General features: G+C 45.8%; 27 protein-coding genes. 13 read left to right on the top strand and 14 right to left on the bottom strand.

From position 1 onward, the window contains the following. The first annotated feature begins 1 nt into the window (after position 1). The 6 genes from recO to mazG all read left to right on the top strand — a co-directional run bounded on the left by recO (position 2) and on the right by mazG (position 6358). Positions 2-700, top strand: coding sequence for a DNA repair protein RecO (gene recO / locus CA267_RS05485; RefSeq protein WP_075608422.1), 699 nt, complete (start codon positions 2-4; stop codon positions 698-700). Positions 701-864: 164 nt separating this feature from the next. Then, a complete protein-coding gene (gene pdxJ / locus CA267_RS05480) occupies positions 865-1614 on the top strand; it encodes a pyridoxine 5'-phosphate synthase (protein ID WP_075608423.1) in 750 nt (249 codons plus the stop codon). 4 nt (positions 1615-1618) lie between these two features. Continuing rightward, complete coding sequence (gene acpS / locus CA267_RS05475) at positions 1619-2005, top strand: holo-ACP synthase (protein WP_075608424.1); 387 nt, start codon at positions 1619-1621, stop codon at positions 2003-2005. An 8-nt stretch (positions 2006-2013) separates the two neighbouring features. Next, positions 2014-3357, top strand: a complete 1344-nt coding sequence (locus tag CA267_RS05470; protein WP_075608425.1) for a hypothetical protein — start codon at positions 2014-2016, stop codon at positions 3355-3357. Between the two features lie 6 nt (positions 3358-3363). Next, positions 3364-5547, top strand: a complete 2184-nt coding sequence (relA, locus tag CA267_RS05465; RefSeq protein ID WP_075608426.1) for a GTP diphosphokinase — start codon at positions 3364-3366, stop codon at positions 5545-5547. Continuing rightward, the gene (mazG, locus tag CA267_RS05460; RefSeq protein ID WP_075608427.1) at positions 5525-6358 is read left to right on the top strand and encodes a nucleoside triphosphate pyrophosphohydrolase; all 834 of its coding nucleotides are present in this window, start codon (positions 5525-5527) and stop codon (positions 6356-6358) included. Before relA ends, mazG begins: the two co-directional genes overlap by 23 nt. A 126-nt stretch (positions 6359-6484) precedes the next feature. On the opposite strand, the gene CA267_RS05455 is transcribed toward mazG, so the two are convergent. Further along, positions 6485-7369, bottom strand: a complete 885-nt coding sequence (locus tag CA267_RS05455; RefSeq protein WP_075608428.1) for a type 2 periplasmic-binding domain-containing protein — start codon at positions 7367-7369, stop codon at positions 6485-6487. 245 nt (positions 7370-7614) lie between these two features. On the opposite strand from CA267_RS05455, the gene rplM reads away from it, so the two are divergent. The 7 genes from rplM (at position 7615) to CA267_RS05420 (ending at position 12952) form a co-directional block, all read left to right on the top strand. Then, entirely contained in the window at positions 7615-8043 is a 429-nt protein-coding gene (gene rplM, locus CA267_RS05450) for a 50S ribosomal protein L13 (RefSeq protein WP_075608429.1), read from the top strand. Positions 8044-8055: 12 nt separating this feature from the next. Continuing rightward, entirely contained in the window at positions 8056-8448 is a 393-nt protein-coding gene (gene rpsI / locus CA267_RS05445) for a 30S ribosomal protein S9 (RefSeq protein ID WP_075608430.1), read from the top strand. A gap of 681 nt (positions 8449-9129) precedes the next feature. After that, positions 9130-9762, top strand: coding sequence for a ubiquinol-cytochrome c reductase iron-sulfur subunit (petA, locus tag CA267_RS05440; protein WP_075608432.1), 633 nt, complete (start codon positions 9130-9132; stop codon positions 9760-9762). A gap of 1 nt (position 9763) precedes the next feature. Beyond that, a complete protein-coding gene (locus tag CA267_RS05435) occupies positions 9764-11029 on the top strand; it encodes a cytochrome b (protein WP_075608433.1) in 1266 nt (421 codons plus the stop codon). Beyond that, positions 11026-11763 carry a cytochrome c1 gene (locus CA267_RS05430; RefSeq protein WP_075608434.1) on the top strand — a complete coding sequence of 246 codons (738 nt, stop codon included), beginning with the start codon at positions 11026-11028 and terminating at the stop codon, positions 11761-11763. The genes CA267_RS05435 and CA267_RS05430 overlap by 4 nt, the downstream gene beginning before the upstream one ends. Positions 11764-11876: 113 nt before the next feature. Next, positions 11877-12509: a stringent starvation protein SspA gene (gene sspA / locus CA267_RS05425; protein WP_075608435.1), complete on the top strand. Its 633-nt coding sequence runs from the start codon at positions 11877-11879 to the stop codon at positions 12507-12509. Beyond that, on the top strand, positions 12506-12952 hold the full coding sequence (locus CA267_RS05420; protein WP_170669020.1) for a ClpXP protease specificity-enhancing factor: 447 nt from the start codon (positions 12506-12508) through the stop codon (positions 12950-12952). Before sspA ends, CA267_RS05420 begins: the two co-directional genes overlap by 4 nt. A gap of 284 nt (positions 12953-13236) precedes the next feature. On the opposite strand, the gene mgtE is transcribed toward CA267_RS05420, so the two are convergent. The 13 genes from mgtE to CA267_RS05355 form a co-directional block, all read right to left on the bottom strand. Further along, a complete protein-coding gene (gene mgtE / locus CA267_RS05415; RefSeq protein WP_075608436.1) occupies positions 13237-14595 on the bottom strand; it encodes a magnesium transporter in 1359 nt (452 codons plus the stop codon). A 171-nt stretch (positions 14596-14766) separates the two neighbouring features. Continuing rightward, positions 14767-15534: a substrate-binding periplasmic protein gene (locus tag CA267_RS05410; protein WP_075608437.1), complete on the bottom strand. Its 768-nt coding sequence runs from the start codon at positions 15532-15534 to the stop codon at positions 14767-14769. A gap of 107 nt (positions 15535-15641) precedes the next feature. After that, positions 15642-15914, bottom strand: coding sequence for an HPr family phosphocarrier protein (locus CA267_RS05405; RefSeq protein ID WP_075608438.1), 273 nt, complete (start codon positions 15912-15914; stop codon positions 15642-15644). Beyond that, the gene (gene rapZ / locus CA267_RS05400) at positions 15914-16759 is read right to left on the bottom strand and encodes an RNase adapter RapZ (RefSeq protein WP_075608439.1); all 846 of its coding nucleotides are present in this window, start codon (positions 16757-16759) and stop codon (positions 15914-15916) included. Before rapZ ends, CA267_RS05405 begins: the two co-directional genes overlap by 1 nt. Positions 16760-16789: 30 nt before the next feature. Then, the gene (gene ptsN, locus CA267_RS05395; protein WP_075609981.1) at positions 16790-17233 is read right to left on the bottom strand and encodes a PTS IIA-like nitrogen regulatory protein PtsN; all 444 of its coding nucleotides are present in this window, start codon (positions 17231-17233) and stop codon (positions 16790-16792) included. Positions 17234-17241: 8 nt separating this feature from the next. Then, positions 17242-17529 carry a ribosome hibernation promoting factor gene (gene hpf, locus CA267_RS05390; RefSeq protein WP_075608440.1) on the bottom strand — a complete coding sequence of 96 codons (288 nt, stop codon included), beginning with the start codon at positions 17527-17529 and terminating at the stop codon, positions 17242-17244. A 30-nt stretch (positions 17530-17559) separates the two neighbouring features. Beyond that, the gene (locus tag CA267_RS05385) at positions 17560-19047 is read right to left on the bottom strand and encodes an RNA polymerase factor sigma-54 (RefSeq protein WP_075608441.1); all 1488 of its coding nucleotides are present in this window, start codon (positions 19045-19047) and stop codon (positions 17560-17562) included. Positions 19048-19125: 78 nt separating this feature from the next. Further along, positions 19126-19851 carry an LPS export ABC transporter ATP-binding protein gene (lptB, locus tag CA267_RS05380; RefSeq protein ID WP_075608442.1) on the bottom strand — a complete coding sequence of 242 codons (726 nt, stop codon included), beginning with the start codon at positions 19849-19851 and terminating at the stop codon, positions 19126-19128. After that, positions 19851-20435 carry a lipopolysaccharide transport periplasmic protein LptA gene (lptA, locus tag CA267_RS05375; protein ID WP_075608443.1) on the bottom strand — a complete coding sequence of 195 codons (585 nt, stop codon included), beginning with the start codon at positions 20433-20435 and terminating at the stop codon, positions 19851-19853. Before lptA ends, lptB begins: the two co-directional genes overlap by 1 nt. Next, positions 20404-20967 (bottom strand): LPS export ABC transporter periplasmic protein LptC, encoded by a 564-nt coding sequence (gene lptC / locus CA267_RS05370; RefSeq protein ID WP_075608444.1) that lies wholly within the window; start codon positions 20965-20967, stop codon positions 20404-20406. The genes lptA and lptC overlap by 32 nt, the downstream gene beginning before the upstream one ends. Beyond that, positions 20964-21518, bottom strand: coding sequence for a 3-deoxy-manno-octulosonate-8-phosphatase KdsC (kdsC, locus tag CA267_RS05365; protein ID WP_075608445.1), 555 nt, complete (start codon positions 21516-21518; stop codon positions 20964-20966). The genes lptC and kdsC overlap by 4 nt, the downstream gene beginning before the upstream one ends. Beyond that, a complete protein-coding gene (locus tag CA267_RS05360) occupies positions 21519-22487 on the bottom strand; it encodes a KpsF/GutQ family sugar-phosphate isomerase (RefSeq protein ID WP_217358060.1) in 969 nt (322 codons plus the stop codon). A gap of 9 nt (positions 22488-22496) precedes the next feature. Next, positions 22497-23453 carry a calcium/sodium antiporter gene (locus tag CA267_RS05355; RefSeq protein WP_075608447.1) on the bottom strand — a complete coding sequence of 319 codons (957 nt, stop codon included), beginning with the start codon at positions 23451-23453 and terminating at the stop codon, positions 22497-22499. Positions 23454-23614 lie beyond the last annotated feature (161 nt).

The raw sequence follows: 23614 nt of genomic DNA, 5'->3' as shown, positions 1-23614 counted from the left end.
TATGGCAGAACGCCAATGGCTTCAGGCTTATGTACTTCATCGAAGGCCCTATCGGGAAACCAGCTATATTGTTGATTGCTTTACGTTAGAACTAGGCAAAGTGAGTGCTGTGGCAAAGGGTGTCCGTAACAGCCGCTCTGATCGAAAAAGCCTTTTGCAGCCGTTCCAGTCGCTACGCATCCAGTTAACCGGTCGTTCGGAACTAAAAAATTTAGTACAAGCTGAAGGGGAGCGAGGGCAAATATTGCTTCAAGGGACCTCGCTGTTTTGCGGGTTGTACGTCAACGAATTGTTGAACCGGGTAATGCCCGCAGGACTTGTCAGCGAAAGTCTCTATAGTCATTATCAGAAAGCGTTAGGTGAACTCAGTGCCGCGGTAGATATTGAACTTACCTTACGCCGGTTTGAATTTGCAGTGTTAAAAGAAATGGGGCTGCTTGCGGACTGGACGCAGGAAGGAATAACTGGCGAACAGGTGCAGGCAGAGAAATGGTATGCGTATTCCTCCGAAGAAGGAATTGTGCCTGCGCTACCAGATATCATTAAAAATCCAATTCCCGGTTATGCGTTGTTGGCTGCGGTAGCCGAAGACTGGACGCCGTCAGCGAGAAAAGTGGCGAAACACCTTAACCGACTGGCGCTTCTGCCACTGGTGGGGGATAAGCCACTCAAAAGCCGCGAACTTTTCGTAATCCGGTAGTTCTACAGCAACAGGCATTGCGCCTTCTTTTATATTAAACCCACCTTGATGTGCGCTCTGAGCTGATTACACATCAAGGCGGATGAGTATTACATGATTTTACTCACCTACAGGAGTAATTTTGGTACACTTTAGTTGTTATCAATAACTCTGGCTTTAGGTGAATGAACGATATCTTTCTTGGCGTTAATATTGATCATATCGCTACGTTGCGAAATGCACGTGGTACTCGTTACCCTGACCCGGTACACGCTGCTGATATAGCAGAACGTGCTGGAGCGGACGGCATTACCGTTCATCTGCGTGAGGACCGCCGCCATATTAAAGATCGCGACGTGCGACTACTGGCGCAAACCATCAATACGCGGCTGAATTTGGAAATGGCAGTTACTCCTGAGATGCTTGCTATCGCCACCGATGTAAAACCAGCATTTTGTTGCCTGGTGCCTGAAAAGCGTCAGGAACTGACAACAGAAGGCGGGCTGGATGTGGCAGGAAATATTGCACAGGTAAAAGACGCGTGCCTTCAATTGGCCGATGCAGGTATCCAGGTCTCTTTGTTCATTGATGCCGATGAAAAGCAAATAGATGCCGCTCAAGAATGTCGTGCGCCATTTATCGAAATTCATACCGGACAATATGCTGAAGCGAAAAACGAACACGCAATGCAGCAGGAACTTATCCGCTTAACGCAGGGAGTTCGTTATGCGGCCAGTCTCGGGCTGTCTGTTAATGCGGGGCACGGACTGCACTATCACAACGTGAAACCTATTGCCGCCATTTCTGAAATCATCGAACTGAATATCGGTCACGCCATTATTGGGCGAGCAGTGTTCGACGGTTTACATAATGCCGTGGCAGAAATGCGAAGCTTAATGCAGGAAGCCCGGCTGGCTTCGTTATCCCCGCGTTAATGCTATGGCTATTGCCGGTATGGGAACAGATATTATTGAAATTGATCGTATTGCGCAGAATCTTGCGCGTACTCCTCGTTTAGCAGCCCGAATTCTAACCTCAAGAGAAATGCAAATATTTGCTGAGCATTCAGAGCCAGCCAGATATCTTGCAAAACGTTTTGCAGCCAAAGAAGCTGCGGTAAAAGCGTTAGGCACCGGCATCGGCAGAGGGATAAGCTGGCAGCATATTGAAGTGTGTAACGATCAATTAGGCGCACCGTTTTTATTGTTCTCGGGCGAGTTCGCCGTACACTGCGACAAGCGAGCAATAGTGTCGAGTCATCTTTCTATTTCTGATGAGAAGCATTATGCCGTCGCTACCGTCATTCTGGAAACTGCAACAGCCTAGGATTTAAAGTGGCTAATTTTTACACTCCTACAAAGCGTAAACTGGTTAAACAAACGCCCATTACGGTTTATATCGATGAAATGGATATGCAAGGGCAGGGGGTGAGTACTTCTCATTCGCCGGTGCTGTTTGTAGAGGGCGCGTTGCCGGGTGAAACCTGCGAAGTGGTTATCTTTCAACGTCAGAAACAATTTGCCAAGGCGCGGCTATTAAAGGTACTGATACCCTCTGCTCAACGTACTACGCCCTTTTGTCCGCTGATCGCCCGGTGCGGCGGCTGCCAGTTGCAACATGTTTTTGCAGAAAGTTCATTGGCAGGGCGTCAAAAAGCGTTAGGAAGCTACTGGCAAACCCGGTTGGGATTAACAGATATTCCTTGGCAACCACCGCTCACGGGTAGGAAGCCTGATTATCGCCGTAAGGCAAGGTTGGCGGTAGATGCCAGAGACTGCAATAACGTAAAAGTGGGCTATCGTGAACAAGGCGGCAAAAACATAGTTAATGTGCCTGCGTGTCCTATTCTGGAGCCTGAATTATCGGCAGTTATTGCGCCTCTGAAGCAGTTGCTTACCCGTCACGCTGGCCGCCACAATGTCGGGCATATCAGCTTACTTAAAGGTGATAATGTCGCGCAAGTTACCGTAAAAATTGTTCGTGCTTTAGGCCAGGAGATGATGAACGCGTTGGTGCAGCTGGGGAAATACCACGCAGTCAATATTGTCCTGGAGCGACCCGATGGGGAATTTGAGGTTGCTTATGAACACGCGCCGCTTCTTTGCCAGACCGAACCCGGAATAACTTTATCGCCTATGCCCAACGATTTTGTACAGGTGAACAGCGATGTAAATCGCCAAATGATTGAACGGGCGATGGAGTGGCTTGCGCCTCAGCCGGACGATAAAATTGCTGACTGGTTCTGTGGTCTGGGTAACTTTAGCTTGTCATTGGCGAAACGCGCCGCTTCGGTGCAAGCCATAGAAGGGGTTGCAGAAATGGTGCGTAACGCCAGGAATAATGCACTCCAGCAGGGCATTACAAATATTGATTGGCTACATCTTGATCTTGGTGATCCGGCGGCAGTTAAAAATGTATTAGCTGAACCTGTAGACAGTTTACTCCTGGACCCTTCCAGAGAGGGAGCCCAGAGTGTGTGTGAGCTGCTGGCAAGGCAGCCAGTGCCAAAAATTTTGTACGTTTCTTGCAATCCCAGCTCTTTCACAAGAGACGCAAAAATTTTGTTAAGTGGCGGATACCAAATGGATAAAGTAAGTGTAATTGAAATGTTTCCCTATACGCGGCATCTTGAAACCATGGCTTTATTTACGCACAACAAAACCACCTTAGCGAGTTGATGTTTTATGGTGTCAACACGGAAAGTACACGAACCCGATAGACCCTCCTTTGAAAGCTGGTTAGACAGCTTGTCTTTGGCTGAAGAAAGCAAGCGTAAGCTGCGCGCGATTTCCACAATTCCCGAACGCTTATTGGTAGGGCAGGAGATGGTGGAAATTCTACACCAGCTTAATATGGATGATGCAACGCTTCAGGCCGCACTAGTTTATCCTTATTGCGAGCAGCATCAGCTGTCTGACGAGGATATTCTGAATGAGTTTGGCAGTGATATTGAACAATTGATCGTCGGTGTGCGACGTATGGATGCCATCAAGGCGCTGCATAGTCGGCGCACAGATACTGGTAAACACATAGGTGGCGTAACCGACGAGCAACATATCGACAATATCCGTCGGATGTTGCTGGCGATGGTAGAAGATGTACGTGCTGTGGTTATTAAAATGGCGGAACGCATTTGCGCGCTACAGCAAGTTAAAAAGGCCGATGAAGAAACGCGGGTGATGGTGGCGCGTGAATGCGCTACTATTTATGCACCGTTGGCGAACCGTCTGGGAATCGGGCAGCTAAAATGGGAACTTGAAGATTTAGCCTTTCGCTATTTGCATCCGGTTTCTTACAAACAAATCGCTAAACAACTCGACGGTAAACGCAAAGAACGCGCGCTTTATATCGACAATGTGGTAAGCCACCTACAGGCGCTGGTGGATGAAGAGCACATAAAAGCTGAAGTACATGGCAGACCGAAACACATCTACAGTATCTGGAAAAAAATGCAGAAAAAGCGGCTCACTTTCGAGCAGCTTTTTGATATTCGGGCAGTGCGGATTATTGCCGAACGCTTGCAGGATTGCTATGCGGCTTTAGGTACGGTTCACGCTAATTATCGCCATATTCCCACCGAGTTTGATGACTATATCGCTACGCCTAAGGCGAATGGTTACCAGTCGATTCACACTGTCATTGAGGGGCCCGAGGGAAAGCCGGTAGAAATTCAGATCCGGACCCAGAAGATGCATCAGGATGCAGAGCTGGGCGTTGCTGCACATTGGAAGTACAAAGAAGGCTCAACGGGGAAAACATCGGGTTACGATGAGCGCATCAACTGGTTACGCCGGATTCTGCAGTGGCAGGAAGAAGTTGCGGAATCAGGCGACTTAGTAGAAGAACTGCGTAGTCAGGTATTCGATGATCGGGTTTATGTGTTTACCCCGAAAGGTGATGTTATTGATTTGCCGCAAGGTTCGACACCGCTAGATTTTGCCTACTACATTCACAGCAATGTAGGTCATCGTTGTATTGGTGCAAAGGTAAATCAGCGAATCGTTCCCTTTACCTACCAGCTGCAAAGCGGCGATCAGGTGGAAATTCATACGGGAAAAGCGCTTAATCCCAGCCGCGACTGGATGCATCCCGGCCTTGGCTATGTCCACTCTTCCCGTGCCCGCGCCACAATCCACTCTTTTTTTAAAAAGCAGGATAAAGAGAAAAACCAGGTGGCGGGTAAGGAGTTACTTGAGAGAGAGCTTGGTCGCGCCCATCTACCGGTAAAAGTTCCTGCAGAGGCATGTGAAAAATTTAATTTTCAGCAGGTTGATGATTTATACGCGGCGATTGGCGCTGGCGATATTCGTGTCATGTCGGTGGTGCACCAAATCGGTCAGCTATATCAACCTGCTCCAGAACCGGAAGTCAGTCCTAAACTGAAAACCCGTAAAGCTGCAGGAGCAAAGGGTAAGAAAAATACTGTGGTGGTGGAGGGAGTCGGTCATCTTATGAGCCAGTTAGCAAACTGCTGCCAGCCGGTGCCGGGCGAATCTATTTTAGGCTATATTACGCAAGGGCGGGGCGTTAGCGTGCATAAGGAATCATGTGATCAGCTTCAGCATCTTTTAGAGCAACACCCAGAGCGTCAAATTGAAGTCAACTGGTCGCAGCAGCTAAATGTTGGGTTTGAAACCGGTGTGGATATTTATTGTACCGATCGTACGGGGATTTTGCGGGATATCACAACTGTACTTGCCAATGAAAATGTTGCTTTGCTGGGGGTTAACAGTTTGAGCGACAAACCTCGTCAAACCGCCGTTATCTCTATTTCCATTGAAGTACCTGATTTAGAGACTGTCTCTAAAGTGATGGTGCGGTTAAGACAATTAAAAGGCGTTGGCGATGTTAAAAGAAAAACTCATTGATATTGATCAGTTGGAGCGTCTTCTTAATATTATGGCCACGCTGCGCGACCCGCAACATGGATGCCCCTGGGATGTAGCGCAAACAATGGCGTCGCTTACGCGCTACACAATTGAGGAAGCTTATGAAGTTGCCGATGCAATTGCTCGCAATGATCCGGCCGCTATTTGTGATGAACTGGGCGACTTGCTCTTTCAGATCGTGTTTTATGCCCAGGTAGCCAAAGAAAAGGGCGATTTCGAATTTAATGATGTGGCCCGCGCCGTTAGCGATAAAATGGTGCGTAGACACCCCCACGTATTTTCGAAGAAACCTGCATCCGGTTTGCCACCAGAAACGCCGGTCGCGCTAAACAAGCAATGGGAAGCGATTAAAGCACAGGAAAAACGAGCACAAGGCACCACTGAGCAATATCATCTTGATGACGTTCCTGAAGGATTACCGGCATTAATGTATGCGCAAAAGCTCCAACAACGTTGTGCAAAAGTTGGTTTTGACTGGAATGACATCGCACCCGTATTAGCGAAGGTGCGAGAGGAAATTGAGGAAATTCAACAAGAGATAGATGCCGACGAGCCTTCTCCGGCAGCAATTGAAGAGGAAATTGGTGATGCGCTGTTTGCCTTGGTAAATCTTGCCCGGCACAGCGGCGTAGATGCCGATACCGCCTTGCGAAACGCCAGTCACAAGTTTCGGCGGCGTTTTAACGGAGTTGAAAAAATGGCTGTCGCGAGTGCAAAGGGATTGCAGGATTTATCCTTAGAAGATATGGAAAAACTCTGGCAAGCTGTAAAAATGTCAGCAGATGATTAGACCTGTTGGCCTTTGCTGTCCGTTTTTCTTCTAAATAAACCTGCTTGATCACGGTGCGAGCTAGAAGCCTCTTCACGGCAAAACGCCTGGGCTTTCTTAAAAGAACCACAGGCCCTGCTAGACATATTAATCAAGAAGTTCTGCCACTACCGCGTCGGGGTCTTCTAACCAATCTGAATGAGGAAGCTCATAAGATAAGTGAGGGTTGATGATTTTAAAGGTAACTCTTTTCGGATCAGCTACTAATTTCAGCGCCTGTGCATGGTTTTTGTGCTGGTTAAATAATTTTTCTAACTCACCATTTGTCACTAATCTTGCCAGTCCGGTCTTCACGCGTTTTACCAGCTCTGGTTTATGTGGTGAGACAAAAAAGTACTCGTAATTCGGATAACTTAAGATATGGTACTTTTCCAGTGTTACCTGCTTATTGTTATGGAGTTCCAAATCATTGAAGACTTCAATAACGTTGCGGGGGAAATAATCGACCATATCCTTTTCCACCGCGATAAACATAGCAGTAGACCACCTGCTCCAGTCTGCCGCGGTGACTGTGAAGCCATTGGCGCTTAATACATCCAGATCCGGCCAGCCAATCCCTTGAACAGCCGTTTTTCGCTTTAGTTCCTGAAGGGTTAAGGTAGAAGGAAAATTTTTCTGCTTATCGGCTTTTATTATCAACACTCGCTTGCCTGCTAAGCCTTTTATCAGAGGAAAGCGCACCGGAATGAGATGTTTCTCGCGCTCGTCACTGGTGACGCACCACATAACGTCAGCTTCGCCGTTAAGCAACGTAAGTATTTGCCGCGCCTGAGTCATAGGCTGAGGATGAACCACTGCTTCTGCCGCACCAAAATCAGCAGTGGCGCCAAGCACTGCGTGTAACACTGCCGCCTGATAAGAGCCATAATACTCGTTATCGAATCCCTGCGTGTAAACTATCTTTTGAGTATCTGCTTGAGACTGCGCGGCGAAAACCAGCCAACCAAACAATAAATAAAGTAAATGGCGCATCAGTTTGTCGTTGTTATTCTCTCTTCTTTAACTTAATCCATTTTCTGAACATTACCAGCAGAGTTTTTTGTTTTTGGGGGTTCGCTTTTTATTCAAATACTGTATAATTCGCGCCCTGCCCAGTTACGCCCACCTTTGGGAAGGTGGATGAATCAATCAGCTCGAAGGGGCTTTAGCATTGATTTTTAACTTGATTTCCAATGGTTGGGAGTCAGTAACGACGATATTTTTCGGGTGAAATATAAATGAAAACTTTTGTTGCAAAGCCAGAAACGGTAAAACGCGACTGGTATGTGGTTGATGCCACAGACAAAACCTTAGGCCGTTTGGCTTCTGAAATTGCTATGCGTTTACGCGGTAAGCATAAGCCAGAGTACACGCCTCACGTAGATACTGGTGATTACATTATTGTAGTTAACGCAGAAAAAGTGACGGTAACCGGCAATAAGGCAAAGGGTAAAATGTATTACTCGCATTCTGGTTATCCAGGCGGTTTGAAAGAAACAAACTTTGAAAAGCTGATTGCTCATAAGCCAGAAATGGTTCTTGAGAAAGCAGTAAAAGGAATGTTGCCAAGAGGTCCTTTAGGCCGTGCAATGTTCCGTAAATTGAAAGTTTATGCTGGTGCAGAACATTCGCATGCAGCACAGCAACCACAAGTTTTGGACATCTAAGGGGCAACTGACATGGCAGATACTCAATATTACGGCACTGGCCGCCGCAAAAGTTCTACTGCTCGTGTGTTCCTGCGTCCAGGCTCAGGTAACATCACAGTAAATTCACGTGCTCTTGACGAGTACTTCGGCCGTGAAACCGAGTGCATGGTTGTTCGTCAGCCACTTGAACTGGTAGAAATGGGCGAAAAATTCGATTTGTACATTACCGTGCGCGGTGGTGGTTCAAACGGTCAAGCTGGTGCAATTCGCCACGGTATTACTCGTGCTCTTATGGAGTATGACGAAGCTCTTCGTCCTGCACTGCGCAAAGCTGGGTTTGTTACCCGTGACGCGCGTCGTGTTGAACGTAAGAAAGTGGGTCTACACAAAGCTCGTAAGCGTCCTCAGTTCTCAAAACGTTAATTGTTACGCTTTACGCAAGAGCCCGGCAATGCCGGGCTTTTTTATATATATTTTTTTTCCTGCCTTTTGTCGGATTTAGAAAAAGCTTTGGCTATACTTGCTATTCGATTTACCAATTCAGCCTGCCCAGAAGAATAATGTCATTGAAGAGAAGCAAGGCAACGATGCAAATTATGGCAGCACGTGAAAATGCTTTTACATTTTAATTACGATCTTCTCCATTTTTTGTCTAATTATCACTGCGGACTGATCTCATTACGCTCGTTTTTTTATTCTCATCCAAATACTCTGCAAATCACATTGAAATATCAGCTAAAAATCAATAGCCTCAGTGAAATAGCATGGCGTACCAATGGAAAATTTATAGCGTTTGTTGAATACTTTTCACACAAAACCTTAAAAATAGAAAAAAGAGAATCAATTTTTAAAGTTTATTAATAAAAATTAAAGCAAAGTTTCTATGGTAGTTAGCTAAAATATCGCTTTAATGCCAGTAAAACCTTGTAACAATCAGGGGTTTTCACTTATCATTCTGCGTTGAAAAATTTATAAATTATCGTGAAACGCAAAGGCATTAGAGTGCTTCAACGCGTCACTCATGACAAGTCGATATGGATACCTGACTCTGACCAAACTTGATATGGTCAGGTGCCATAACTATCCGAACCTGGAGAAATGTGGATGAGCAATGTATCTATAGATGCAAAAGAGTCTGCACATAATGATAACCAGCCAGAAAACAACACACGTCGCAGATTTTTGACTGTTGCTACATGTGTCGTTGGTGGAGTGGGTGTTGTTGGTGCGGCAGTACCTTTTGTTGCGTCCTGGAATCCTAGCGCTAAAGCCAAGGCCGCAGGTGCTGATATCGAAGTCGATATCAGCCAAATTGAACCAGGCCAGCTTATACGAGTCATGTGGCGTAGTAAGCCGGTATGGATCGTTCGCCGTCCGCCAGCCATGCTAGATGAACTGGCGAAACATGAAGATAAGCTGAAGGATCCGAATTCGGAAGCGGAACAACAGCCTACTTTTGCCAAAAATCGTTATCGCTCTTTAAAAGAGGAATATCTGATCCTGGTCGGCATCTGTACTCACTTAGGATGCTCGCCACAGTACAAAAAAGAAGGAGCCTTTGAGGAAGCCGTAGAAGGCGTACCTGATGGTTTCTTTTGTCCTTGTCACGGTTCAAAATTCGATATGGCTGGCCGCGTATTTGAAAGTGTGCCAGCGCCACTGAATTTAGTTGTGCCGCCTTATCAATATGTTGATGACACGACCGTAATCATCGGCTCCGAAGCGGAGGTGGCGTAATATGAAAGGTTTTTTAACCTGGGTTGAAGAGCGCATCCCGATGATGCGAGTAGCAAATATGCATGCTATTCAGTATCCCGCGCCGTTCAACATGAACTTTTGGTACGTATTTGGCTTTTTGGCCACTATCGTATTAGTTAATCAGATCCTTACTGGTATCTGGTTAACGATGAACTTTGTACCTAACGCAGAAGGTGCGTTCAGGTCAGTTGAATTTATCATGCGGGAAATTGACTACGGTTGGATTATTCGCTACATGCACAGTACTGGTGCTTCAGCGTTTTTCATCGTGGTTTATTTACACATGTTCCGTGGCATGATTTACGGGTCTTATCAGAAACCCCGAGAGTTGCTATGGGTATTCGGCATGTTTATCTATTTGGCGCTGATGGCTGAGGCTTTCATGGGATATGTACTTCCCTGGGGTCAGATGTCGTACTGGGGAGCCCAGGTAATTGTATCGCTGTTTAGTGCAATTCCTGTTATTGGTCCAGACCTCGTCATCTGGATTCAAGGTGATTATGTTATTTCCGGAGCCACGTTAAACCGGTTCTTTGCCTTGCACGTTATTGCTCTACCTCTGGTTATAGTGATTCTTGTTTTCCTACATATTATTGCTCTGCATGAGGTTGGCTCTAATAATCCTGATGGAATTAACATCAAGTACAAGAAAGGCTCGCTGAAAGAAGATGAAAAAACTCAGCACATAATTCACGAGTATTATACTGACAAATATGACATCGTTGACGACGTAGTGCCGTTCTTCCCCCATATCGTCCTTAAAGATATGGTGGCATTCTGTGTCTTCCTGTTTATCTTTTGCTATATCATGTTCTTCGCACCGGAAATGAGCGGAAAATTCCTGGAGCATCCAAACTTTGAAATTGCAAACCCGCTGAAAACTCCTGAGCATATATTTCCTGTTTGGTACTTCACGCCGTTCTACGCAATTCTTAAAGCCGTACCTGACAAACTGATGGGTGTGCTTGCAATGTTTGGCGCAATTGCTGCCCTGTTTGCCTTACCATGGGTCGATAGGGGACGGGTTAAATCCTGGCGTTACCGTAGTGGTTTGCATAAAGTAAATCTGATTGTTTTTGCTATTGTATTTATCTTCTTGGGTTACCTTGGCGGTACGCCACAGGAAAACTGGAAAATTATCGCGTCGCAAATTGCTACGGTGATGTATTTCGGTTTCTTTGTTGCGCTGTTCCTGTACAGCAGAAATGAAAGGACTAAACCTGTACCGGCGAGGATCCCTAGATGAAAAAATTGATGTGCTTTTTTGCTTTCTTTTTGCCAGGTGTTGTTTTAGCCGCTACCGGGCATGAGGTTCACCTTGATGAAGCGCCTATCGATTTAACCGATAAAGCTTCGTTACAGCGCGGCGCTAAGACATTTATGAATTACTGCTCTGGTTGTCATTCAATGAAATATCAGCGTTATCAGCGCACCTTCTCTGATTTGGGTATTTCGGATGAATTAGGGGAAGAATATCTGCAGTTTACGGGTGATAAAGTCACAGATTATATCACCCGAGCCATGCCTGAAACGGCGGCAGCTGGTTGGTTTGGAGCTGCGCCGCCGGATTTGACGTTGGTAGCCCGCGTTCGCGGTGTAGATTGGCTATATACCTATCTGCGTACTTTTTACGTAGATCCTGAACGTCCTTTTGGGGTAAACAACAAAGTTTTCCCTGAAGTCGGTATGCCGCACGTGCTGCAACCTCTGCAGGGAACGCCAGTTGAGACCTTTGAAGAGGTGATGGTCGATGGTGAAATGGTAAAACGGTACGCAGGGATCAAATCGGCTGGTGACGGAGCTCTATCTCCAGAGGAATATGATCAACTGGTTGGCGACTTAGTAAACTTCCTGAAGTACACCGGCGAGCCTTTCCGTCTGCAGTCTGAAAAGATTGGGAAATGGGCACTGGTATTTATTATTGTGCTGTTTGTGTTTGTTTACTTGCTGAAAAAAGATTACTGGCGAGAAATACACTAAAGCCAGTAGATTTATGTATAATATGGGAAGGGGCGTCTTGCCCCTTTTTTAGCATCTTGCGTATTACCTATTATGGGCAGGGTAATGCAAACTCTCTCGACGGAGGAAATTGAATGGCCGTAGCCGCGAATAAACGCTCTATTATGACGTTGTTCTCAGATACCATTGATATTTATAGTCATCAGGTACGTATAGTATTGGCTGAAAAAGGAGTGGGTGTAGAAATCAGTTATACCGATCCCAATAATCTGCCAGAGGATCTGATTGATTTAAATCCCTACGGTACAGTCCCAACCCTAGTTGATCGTGAATTGGTGTTGTATAAATCTCACATCATTATGGAATATCTTGATGAACGGTTCCCGCATCCACCATTGATGCCTGTTTATCCCGTGTCACGAGGTCAAAGCCGCCTAATGATGCATCGCGTTGAAAGCGATTGGTATTCGTTAGCCGCGCAAATTTTCCGGGGTGAAGGGGATGTTGAAACTGCTCGAAACGAATTGCGTGAAGCTTTGCTTTCTCTTGCGCCTGTCTTCGCTGAAATGCCATACTTTATGAGTGAAGAGTTTAGCTTAGTTGACTGCTATTTAGCGCCTCTGTTATGGCGTTTACCGGCTCTGAACATTGAGTTAACCGGTGCAGGCAGTAAAGAAGTAAACGGCTATATGACGCGGATATTCTCTCGTAGCTCATTTAAAGCGTCACTTACGGATCAAGAACGCGAAATTCATAATCCATTATGAGCAAAATGACGTCAAACCAGCCTTACTTGTTAAGAGCGTTCTTTGACTGGATAGTGGATAATCAGTTAACGCCTTATATTGTTGTTGACGCAACAAACGAGCTAGCTAATGTACCACAAGAGTTTGTCAAAGACGGGCAGATAGTGCTTAATGTTTCACCTGCAGCTTGTGTTAACTTTGCGTTGGATCTTGAGTCGCTGTCTTTTCAGGCGCGTTTCGGTGGGCAACCGAGAGTGATAAGTATGCCTTGCCAAGCAGTCCTGGCTATCTACGCCAGGGAAAACGGCGCGGGCACTGTCTTCGCGGTGGAGGACGAAATGATTCCTGATCCTAATCCTCAGGAGCCGAAAACCCGACCTTCTGGTGATACTAAAGATGGCGATGCGGAAAGTGCGCCGGTACCTCCTAAAAAAGGTAAGCCTACTTTAAAAGTAATTAAATAAAAATTTATAATAATAAATCCGGCCTAGCCGGATTTATTATTTATAACGCTATTTCTCTAAACAAGCTTCTGCCTTTCATTACTCTTCTTGTTCTACACTCAAGCTCCGGATGATGCCACTTTTAGCCGAGGATTCCTTACCCTCGTAGTCTCTGAAACAATAGAGCATTTCGTTTGTAGCGCCACCTTTTCAATCCCTTTTTTGATCGCATACAAAAAGAAGAAGGCGGTATAAGCGCAAAATATTTCGCTTTGGGCAAACGTATGAATCAGGGTGTCGTCAGACTAAACAAGAAACAGCGTTGCAGTACCTAAAAACGCAAAGATACCGACAACATCGGTAATGGTCGTAAGAATAACGCTACCGGCCAGAGCAGGATCGATCTTCAGCCGTTTCATCACAAGAGGCAAGGTTGCACCCGATAACGCCGCTGCAATCATGTTAATCAGCATCGCAAACGCAATCACTACGCCTAACATGAAATCGCTTTTCCAGACGGCGATTACGGTAGCAATGAGCACCGCCCATAGCATGCCGTTAAGAAATCCCACTGCTAATTCTTTGCTTATCAGCCAGCGGGCGTTGCTCATGTTTACATGTCCTAATGCCATGCCGCGGATCACCAGCGTCAAGGTTTGATTGCCGGCTACGCCACCCATGCTTGGTACAATGGTGTTCAATATTGCCAATACCGCCAGTTGACTTAATGTTGCCTCAAATAAGTCACTTACCGCAGCAGCGAGCAGCGCGGTAACCAGGTTTACTGCTAACCACACCGACCGGCGTTTGGTACTTTGCCACACTGGAGCAAAGGTATCCTCTTCATCATCCAGACCGGCCATACTCATCATGGAATGCTCAGCATCCTCACGAATAATATCTACCACATCATCAATGGTGATGCGCCCAACTAAGCGATTTTTTTCATCGACTACGGGCGCAGACAGCCAATTGTACCGTTCAAACAGACTGGCAACCTCACCATCTGGCATATTGACAGGAATGGCTTCAGCGTCATCATCCATGATTTCCGAAATTTTATCTTCAGGATCAGCCGTTAACATTCGCGTGACTGGAACAATACCAATAAGATTATCAGTGCGATTTACCACATAAAAAGTATCGGTATTTTCCGGCAGATTGCCTTTCAAGCGAACATAACGTAACACCACATCTACCGTCACATCGGGGCGCAACGTAATGGTATCGGTGTTCATAACAAAACCGGCGGTTTCTTCGCCGTAGGAAAGCGCTTGTTCGGCCCGCGCTCTGTCTTGCGTACCCATTGTTTGCAGTATGCCCTGCAACACTTCATCGGGAAGACTGCTGAGAGTTTCAGCAAGATCATCGGTGTCCATTTCTTCCAGGGCATCGACCACTTTTTCTGGCATCATCTTAGTGATAATGCCGTTCCTCACATCTTCTGAAAGCTCTTCCAGTACATCCCCGTGAAAATCGGCATCTAGCAGTTCCCAGAGCTCATCACGGGTGCGGGTGGGGCTGGACTCAAGAATAAGCGCTACGTCACTGGAAGCCAGCTCATGAAGCAATTTACGCACAGACACAAAACGACCGTCTGCCAAGGCGGCATTCAGTTGTCTTAGCTGACTTTGGGCGTATTTTGTTTCAAGGGCTTCGGCCATAGCAGACCTTCAAAAAACGGGAAAAATTAACGACTTATAGGTTACATCAGCACCCACCAAGTGTCATGAAATTTGTGCGATTTATCCAATGGCAACGAGTGAAACGCTCGAGCGCTAACGGTGCAGTAAAGCGAGGCAGATCAGGTTAGCATTTAGCGAGTAAAAGTCGGGCTACAATGGCGTGTTGTGAAGAAGAAACTCGGCTAACTTAGCATTGAATTCACGCATGAAATCTTTGGTGACTGCGCGCTTGCTGAACATAAAATGCACATCTTGAACATTAATTGGGGTCTCGCTTATTATAAGGTTTTTAACATTAAGTAACTTAGCATTTGCTTTCAGCACCTGCCGGTCATCCACGATCAGTTCTACGCGATTTTGATTCACCAGGTTCAGACGTCTGTTAACACTTTCAACGTGCACAATCTGTTTTGGATAGGCTTTAATGACATTGTCGGCAAACCATTCGCCATACCAGCCGCTTTTATTTATCGCGACCATATGCCCTTCGTCAAGCAACATAAGCAGGCTCTTGTCTGCATAGGCGGATTGGTGTTTTTTCAGGTAAGCAAAAGTAATTGTTTCTTTGCGATAAGGCAGCGAAAAAGTATTGTTTCTGCTTCTAACTGAATTTTTCGCTGCGCCGAGAACGACTTCAATATCGCCCTGCTCAATTTTCCTTCCCATTCGCCGCTCAGGAAAGGTGGAGGCGCGAAGTTGATACCCCATCTCGTTCAGCAAATTTTTAAGGATGGTATAATCGGAGCCTCTTACTTTGCGCTCACTGTCATAGTAAACATAGGGATACCAGTTATTCGTCGCTGTCAGCTCTATCACCTTGTCCTGCGCCGCCAGCAGGGAAGGGGAAAAGACGGATAAAATGAATAGCCACACAATACGATGATTCGCGAAGCCTTTGTAGGCGTTTATAACTTCCATTATGATGCGCAATCAAGACCTCTCTACGAAATTAGCAGGAGAAGTTTTTCAGTAAGGAATAGAGAAGAAGACTTTACGGGCGTAATACTGCTTTAGCAAAACAAGCGCTATTCTGCTTCATTGAATTTACCAGCGATAAGCGCTTCAATCGCCTGCATCGCAGCCTCAGCATCCGGCCCATTGCTGATAACGGTAACTAGTTCGCCTTGATGACTTTCCATCATCATCAGCCCCAGTACGCTATTCGCATTGGCCTCTTTATCGCCCTTTATCAGGGTGACTTCAGCATCAAATTGGTTTGCCAGTTGAACTAACTGAGTCGCTGCTCTTGCATGAAGTCCAAGCTTATTCACTATAGTAAGAGATTTTTCTATTCGCATTATTTGTTTAACTCACGATGACGGATCTGAACATCAGGATGAATATCACTGAAATTCTTGGCAAGCGTTTGCGCTACGAAAACAGAACGATGTTGACCACCAGTGCAACCAATAGCAATAGTGACATAGCTACGATTATTGCGCTCTAAATGAGGCAGCCAGGTGGTGAGTAGATTCTGTATTTGCCAGATAAACTTGGTAACAATGGGCAGTGAGCCAAGGAACACTTCAACTGGCGAATCCAATCCATTCAGATGCTTTAAATCAGGCTCCCAATGTGGATTGGGCAGGAATCGCGCGTCAAATACATAATCGGCATCTTTAGGTATACCGTGCTTAAACCCAAAAGATTCAAATACCAATACCAATCTGGAGCTTTTCTTCCCCAGGATGCGTTCTCGAATGAGTTCTGCTAATTGATGAATAGATAAGGAATCTGTATCAATATATAAATCCGCTCGCTCCGCAATGGGAGCAAGTAAACCCGCTTCGGTTTTAATCGCTTCAGACAAGGATTTGTTTAGCTTTGCCAACGGGTGTAAACGACGAGTTTCGCTGAACCGCTTAACCAGAATATCATCGCTGGCGTCGATATAAACTATGGTCATATTCCAAGACGCCGGCAGATAATCAAGAATTTCTACCAGTTCAGCGGGATCTTTGGGCAGATTTCGAACATCAATGCTAACTGCAACCTGATCGTATTCTTCTGCAACAGTATGGGTAAGGGCGGGAAGCAGATTAACCGGAATATTATCGACGCAGTAGTACCCTAAATCTTCCAGCGCGCGCAGGGCGACAGATTTTCCTGACCCGGAACGCCCACTGATAATAATAAGCTTCAATGCCCATCTCCCTGTAAACGTAGTGACGGCTTATTTCAAGGCCGTCACTATATCATCGCTTGTGGTGGCTTTCCGAATTGCTTTAACTGTGTCTCTGTCACTAAGTTTAGAGGCAACCGTAGCTAATGTTTGTAGGTGTCCTTCAGTTTGTTCTTCTGGTACCAGTAATGCAAAGAAAATATCTACCGGTTTATTATCAATAGCATCAAAATCGATAGCGGGTTCAGTGGTAACGACAATGGCAACCACGCGATCCAGGCCCGGCAACCTGGCATGCGGTAACGCAATACCGTTTCCGATTCCAGTACTTCCCATACGCTCTCGAGAAAGCAACCCAGTGAGAACCGCAGCCTCTTCTACCTGAGGATTATTTTTGGCCGCTATACCACTGATGATTTCCAGGATGCGTTTTTTGCTATTGCAATGGACCGCACATTCAGTGCGGTCCATGCTGATTAGAGTTTGAATATCCATGACGGGCATTAGTGCTTTTTCAACTTTTCCTTGTGCTTGATAACTTGCCTGTCAAGCTTATCTACCATACCGTCAATTGCCGCATACATATCTAAGTTTTCCGCAGATGCAAACACCTCAGCACCGCTGAGATGCATGGAGGCTTCAGCTTTTTGGTTAAGTTTTTCTACGTTAAGTATTACATGAACATTAGATATGTGATCGAAATGACGCTCTAACTTGCTGAACTTTGTTTCGACATAATTACGCAAAGAATCAGTGATCTCGACATGATGACCAGTAAGGTTGATTTGCATATTTCGTCTTCCTTATTTTGAGCCGCCTTATCAGATAAGGCTTTTACGTTGGTTAGACGGTGGGATCGATAACGACTCCCGATATTTTGCTATTGTTCGCCGAGCAACTTTTATACCCTGTTCGGCCAACAATTGAGCAATCTTGCTGTCGCTTAGCGGCTTACTCGGTTTTTCTGCTGCCACCAGCTTTTTAATTAATGCGCGAATAGCGGTAGATGAGCACTCGCCGCCAGAATCTGTCGCCACATGGCTGGAGAAGAAGTACTTCAGCTCAAAAATCCCACGGGGCGTGTGCATGTATTTCTGGGTGGTTACCCGCGAAATAGTAGATTCATGCATGTCTACCATCTCTGCGACATCATTTAGCACCATAGGTTTCATCATTTCAGGGCCATGTTCAAAAAAGCCCATTTGCTGCTGAACAATACAGTTAGCCACTTTCAGCAATGTATCATTGCGGGATTCTAAGCTTTTTATGAACCATTTCGCCTCTTGCATATGAGAGCGAATGAACTGTGAGTCACTGCTGTTTCTCGAACGACGACTCATAGCGGCATACTGCTGATTCACACTTAGCTTTGGCAGGCTGTCAGGATTAAGCTCAACTGCCCAACGGCCGTTTTTCTTGGTAACCGACACATCCGGTATTACGTATTCCGGTTCTTTGGTTATTAAGGCGCTGCCGGGGCGAGGATTCAGCGTTTGCAACAAGCGCATGGCCTCGCGCAACTGATCTTCTTTAAGCTTCGATTTGCGCATCAACGTACGATAATCTTTGCTGCTCAACAAATCAGCATATTCATCGATGATCATTTTGGCTTCTTCCAGCCAGGGCGTATCAGGGGAGAACTGCTTTAACTGCACCATCAGGCATTCCCGCGGATTACGGGACCCAGAACCAAGAGGGTCGAACATTTGAATCCGCTTAAGTACACATTCAACTTCGTCTTCTTCGATAGGATCTTCCATATCTTCGTCGTTTACACTTTGTAGAATGTCTTCAACGGTGACAGTTAAATATCCCGATTCGTCTATGGAATCAATAATGGCCATAGCAATTGCACGATCGGTATCAGAAAAATGTGTCAGACGCATCTGCCACAAGAGATGATCCTGAATGTTATCTGTGGTCTCACCCTGAAAAACCTGTTCATCGTCGCCACCACTACCACCAGAAGAGGAAGACGCTGCGGGGGCAGAAGACGCGGAATAATATTCATCCCAGGTACTATCAATAGGAAGCTCGTCAGGCAGGTCGTTTTTCTCTAACGCTTCGCCGGTATCCATATTGTCCGACGGCGTACTTGCCGTTTCATTAAAGTCGTCATTGTCGAGATTGTTTTTCTCACCGACATCATCGTTCCCTTCATCCACCTCCAATAGGGGATTGGAATCCAGAGCTTCCTGAATTTCCTGTTGAAGATCCAGCGTCGACAATTGCAGCAGTTTAATTGCCTGCTGCAATTGGGGCGTCATAGTTAACTGTTGACTAAATTTTAGCTGTAAAGATGGTTTCATCTACGTCTTAATTTCAATGCTCGTGTACGCTTGCATCCGTTAATAAACAATAAGATATGCAGGTTCTTCATATCTTTACTATAGCCTGAATTGTTCACCAAGGTATACATCCCGTACTTTTTGATTACTTAATACCTGTTCAGCACTACCTTGAGCGATCAACTCGCCGTGACTTACAATGTAGGCTTCTTCACAGACGTCCAGGGTTTCACGTACGTTATGGTCTGTGATTAGGATCCCTATTCCACGGTCACGCAAATGTTGGATGATCTTCTTTATATCATTAACCGAAATCGGGTCAACTCCGGCGAAGGGCTCATCGAGTAAAATAAATTGAGGGTTGGCAGCCAGCGCGCGTGCAATTTCGACTCGGCGCCGTTCACCGCCTGACAAACTCATACCCGTACTATTACGTATATGGTTGATATTAAATTCATCAAGTAGCGCGTCGGCTTCTTCTTCCTGTTGTACAGAGGATAAGCCTTTCCGCGTCTGCAGGATAGCCATAATATTTTCATGCACTGTCAGTTTTCGGAAAATAGAGGCTTCCTGCGGCAAATATCCTATGCCTTTTCTGGCCCGTTCGTGCATGGGTTGATGGGTTAACTCGTTATCATCGATAAAGATTTTACCTTTATCTAATGATACGAGCCCTACTATCATGTAAAAGGTGGTGGTTTTTCCGGCACCGTTAGGGCCCAATAATCCGACAATCTGCCCGGTGGATACAGAAAGGCTGACATCTCGTACTACCTGACGGGATTTATAGGATTTCGCCAGATGACTGACGGACAAGGTGGCCATTACTTCTGTGATTCCTCTGATTCTGGGTTCTCTTGTGGTTTTTCCGATTGGTTTTCACCTTCACTTTTTTTCGGGCTGTTCACTGCGTCTGGCCGAAAAACCGTGGTAACACGACCAGGGCTTGATTCATTTCCACCGGTGGCAGACAACTGCTCTTTCGCCATATCGTAGGTAATGGTATCGCCTTTTACTACGCTATCGTTTTGTTGGATCTCAGCATTTCCAGTCAAAGATATAGTACGTTTCGCTACCTCATAACGGATTTCATTGCCGCTGGCTTTCACCTTCGTGCCATCATCCATAATTTGCTGGTAACGTGCAGGTGTACCGCGTGCAATAAAAACCTCTCGCCCTTCACCTTCAGAAGCAATTACCTCTACCTCGTCCGCATTAATAACCAAGGTTCCCTGAGAAATACGTACGTTGTCCTTAAACACTGAGGTTTTATTTTTCCCGTCAATAAATTGTGATTTGGAATCGACTTTGATGGGTTTGCCGAAATCCTTAACATCCGCTAAGGCTGAAGTCGCCACCAGAAGCGAAGCAAAAATACTAGCGGTCAGGAGAGTAAATAGTTTGTACATGATCGATTAACTCATATTTGCGGGTTTGGAGATTGGCTTTAAACCCATTGCTGTTAATAACGTATTCTACACCATGAATTTCCACCGGTTGATCGGAAGCCATGGTTTTTGCTTCAAGATTTATTTTAATAAAGTCGGTCGTAATGGTTTGTACAAAGTCTTCCTGACTTAAGCTTTTAATAATTACATCAGATTCCAACTGAATTAAATTGTTGTTATACAAAGTGCCTTCATTGGCCGTGACCTGCCAGGGTGGAGCGTTTTCTTCGACATACACGGTATATTCGGGCTCCTCAAAGAGCACAAATCCCAATAGATCGTAGTGCTCCATGGATTTTGCGAACACCTGATGGTTAAGCTTACCGTTTTCATCATATAAGGTGGTGGTGAGATTTTTAGCCAGATAAGCAGGGCGTAAGGCATCTAGACCTTTACTTCGTTGCGTCTCATCGGGTTCAGCCAGCCACACGGGCAGGTACATAAGCAATGCCATTACAAATAGCGCGGCAATGCTGATGCCGAGTCGGCTCATATACTCGCTCCGTGGATGCTATTTAGCTTTCCATGAGCCTGCAGAATTACGTCACACACTTCGCGCACAGCACCATAGCCGCCGGGCTTTGTGGTTATCCAGTTTGCTTCTCTTGTAATTGCTGGATGAGCGTCTTTAACGGCAATTTTGGTGTCGGCAAATTCGTAAAGACCTAAATCTGGCATGTCATCACCCATTGCAGCTACTTGCGTAGGAACTAAGGCTAAATCTTTACACAGTTTTGCCATTGCAGTGGCTTTATCTTCTTGTCCCTGAATAACATATTTTACTGACAATGTTCGCATACGGCGTTCGACAATTGCCGACTCACGGCCGGTGATAACGGCAACCTCTACGCCGCTTTTTACCAGTGCCTTAATACCGTATCCGTCGCGAGTATGAAAAGCTTTAAGTTCCTCGCCGTCATTGCCTAAATAAATTCTGCCGTCTGAAAAAACGCCGTCTATGTCGCAGACCAAAAGTTTAAGCGCCTTGAGCTTTTCGAAACGTTCATCTGAAATTACACCATAAAAGGTGACTTCCGGTGCCATTTATAACACTCCTGCTTTAAGCAACATGTGCATATTGAAAGCCCCAATGGGGATGTGATTATCGTCGACTACCATTAACGCACTGATTTTATACATTTCCATTAAATTTAACGCTTCGACAGCCAGTTCTTCCTCGCCGATGGTTTTTCCGCCCCGAGTCATTATTTGCGCCACACAAGTCGCATGAATATCCACCTTGGCATCCAGAATACGGCGTAAATCACCATCTGTAAAAATTCCTTGCATGACTTGATGGTCGTCGACTATCGCCGTCATACCTAATCCTTTGCGGGAAATCTCAAGCAGCGCATCAGACACTGTGGCCGTGGTTTTCACAATTGGCAGTTCCGGACCAGTCAACATGATATCGCTGACTTTTAACAGCAACTTGCGGCCCAAGCTGCCCCCTGGGTGGGATAACGCAAAATCATCAGACGTGAAGCCTCTGGCATCAAGCAGGGCAATAGCCAATGCATCGCCTAACACCAGTGTGACGGTAGTACTGGAAGTAGGAGCCAGCCCGAGAGAGCAGGCTTCTTCTGCCACACTAATATCCAGAACAACATCGGCATATCGGCCAAGCGTGCTGGTTTTGCTGTTCGTCATCGCAATAACGGGCACATTCAGTCGCTTCAGTACTGGCAACAGATTAATAAGTTCGACAGTTTCACCGGAATTGGAAATCGCCAGCAGCACATCATTTTCGCTGAGCATTCCCAAATCACCGTGATTGGCTTCACCGGGATGCATAAAAAACGATGGTGTCCCTGTGCTAGCTAAAGTGGCGGCAATTTTGTGGCCGACGTGACCGGATTTACCCATGCCACTGACAACTACTTTCCCTTTACAATTAAACAAAATATCGCAGGCTTTCTCAAAAGCACTATCTAGCCTGGCTTGCATGGCTTGTATCGCTTTGGTTTCTATCGCGATAACCCGCTGTGCTGATGCCACAAATGAAGAATGCATTTCTGTCATTTATTTAAACAACCAATATTGATACAGCAAGAAACACAGCACGAGTATGGTGCCTTCTGTCCGTCCGATATGTCGCTTACCGAAGAAATTAAAACTAAATATAAACAGCAGCAGGGTCATGCCAAAAACAATATATATATCCCGTCCGTAGACATCAGCGTCCAAAATTCCTGGCGCTATAAGTCCCGGCATACCCAAAACTGCCAATAAGTTAAAGATGTTAGACCCGATAATGTTACCTAGCGCCAGATCATCTTCACCTTTCAGCACACCCGCTATGCTGGCTGCAAGTTCAGGAAGGCTGGTGCCAAGCGCAATAACTGTTAAGCCGATAACTAAATCGCTCACGCCAAAGTAATGCGCAATACTCACCGCGGCCTGAACCATAAAATGGGCGCTTAACAGTAATAAAACAAGCCCTACGCCAATCCAGGATACTGCAGCGCCCATGCTAACGCCTGAAGGAATTTCGTCAGCGGTCTCAGCCATAATGGGATCTTCTTTATCAACTTTTAAAGATATCCAGGCTACACCAGCTAAAACAACAATAAAGAGACCAAACAGAACGATACCTTCAAAATGAGAAAGATGACCGCCTGAAACGAAAAACATCGCTAATATCGTTACTCCCAGCAATAAGGGAAGTTCTCTTTTTAAGGTGGTAGAAGATACCAATAGCGGCTTGATAAGTGCGGTCACGCCCAATACGAGGCCAATATTTGTAATGTTGGACCCCAGCGCATTTCCCACCGCTGTATTTATATTGCCGTTAATAGAAGCAAGGGCTGAGACCCCAATTTCTGGCGCTGAAGATCCCATGGCAACAATAGTCAAGCCAATCATCATGGGCGACATGCCAATATTTTTTGCCAAAGCGGAAGCGCCATAGACAAACCGGTCAGCGCTCCAGCTTAAAGTGGCTAATCCAACCAGAAAAATAAAGACTTGTAAAAGCACAGGCGCTCATTTTATGTGAATTTCTGAAGATTGTCGCAAAAACAAAGGCTTTTGCCTATGGGTAATGCGTATAATCCCCCCACAGTTTGCCAAGAAGCTGACGTGATAAGGAAATTAACCCAATAACCGGACGTCATTCATTGTTATATTGGCTACAATTG

The organism is Alteromonas pelagimontana, assembly GCF_002499975.2.
GTDB classification, from domain to species: Bacteria; Pseudomonadota; Gammaproteobacteria; order Enterobacterales; family Alteromonadaceae; genus Alteromonas; species Alteromonas pelagimontana.
This window is presented reverse-complemented; position numbering and strand designations above follow the sequence as displayed.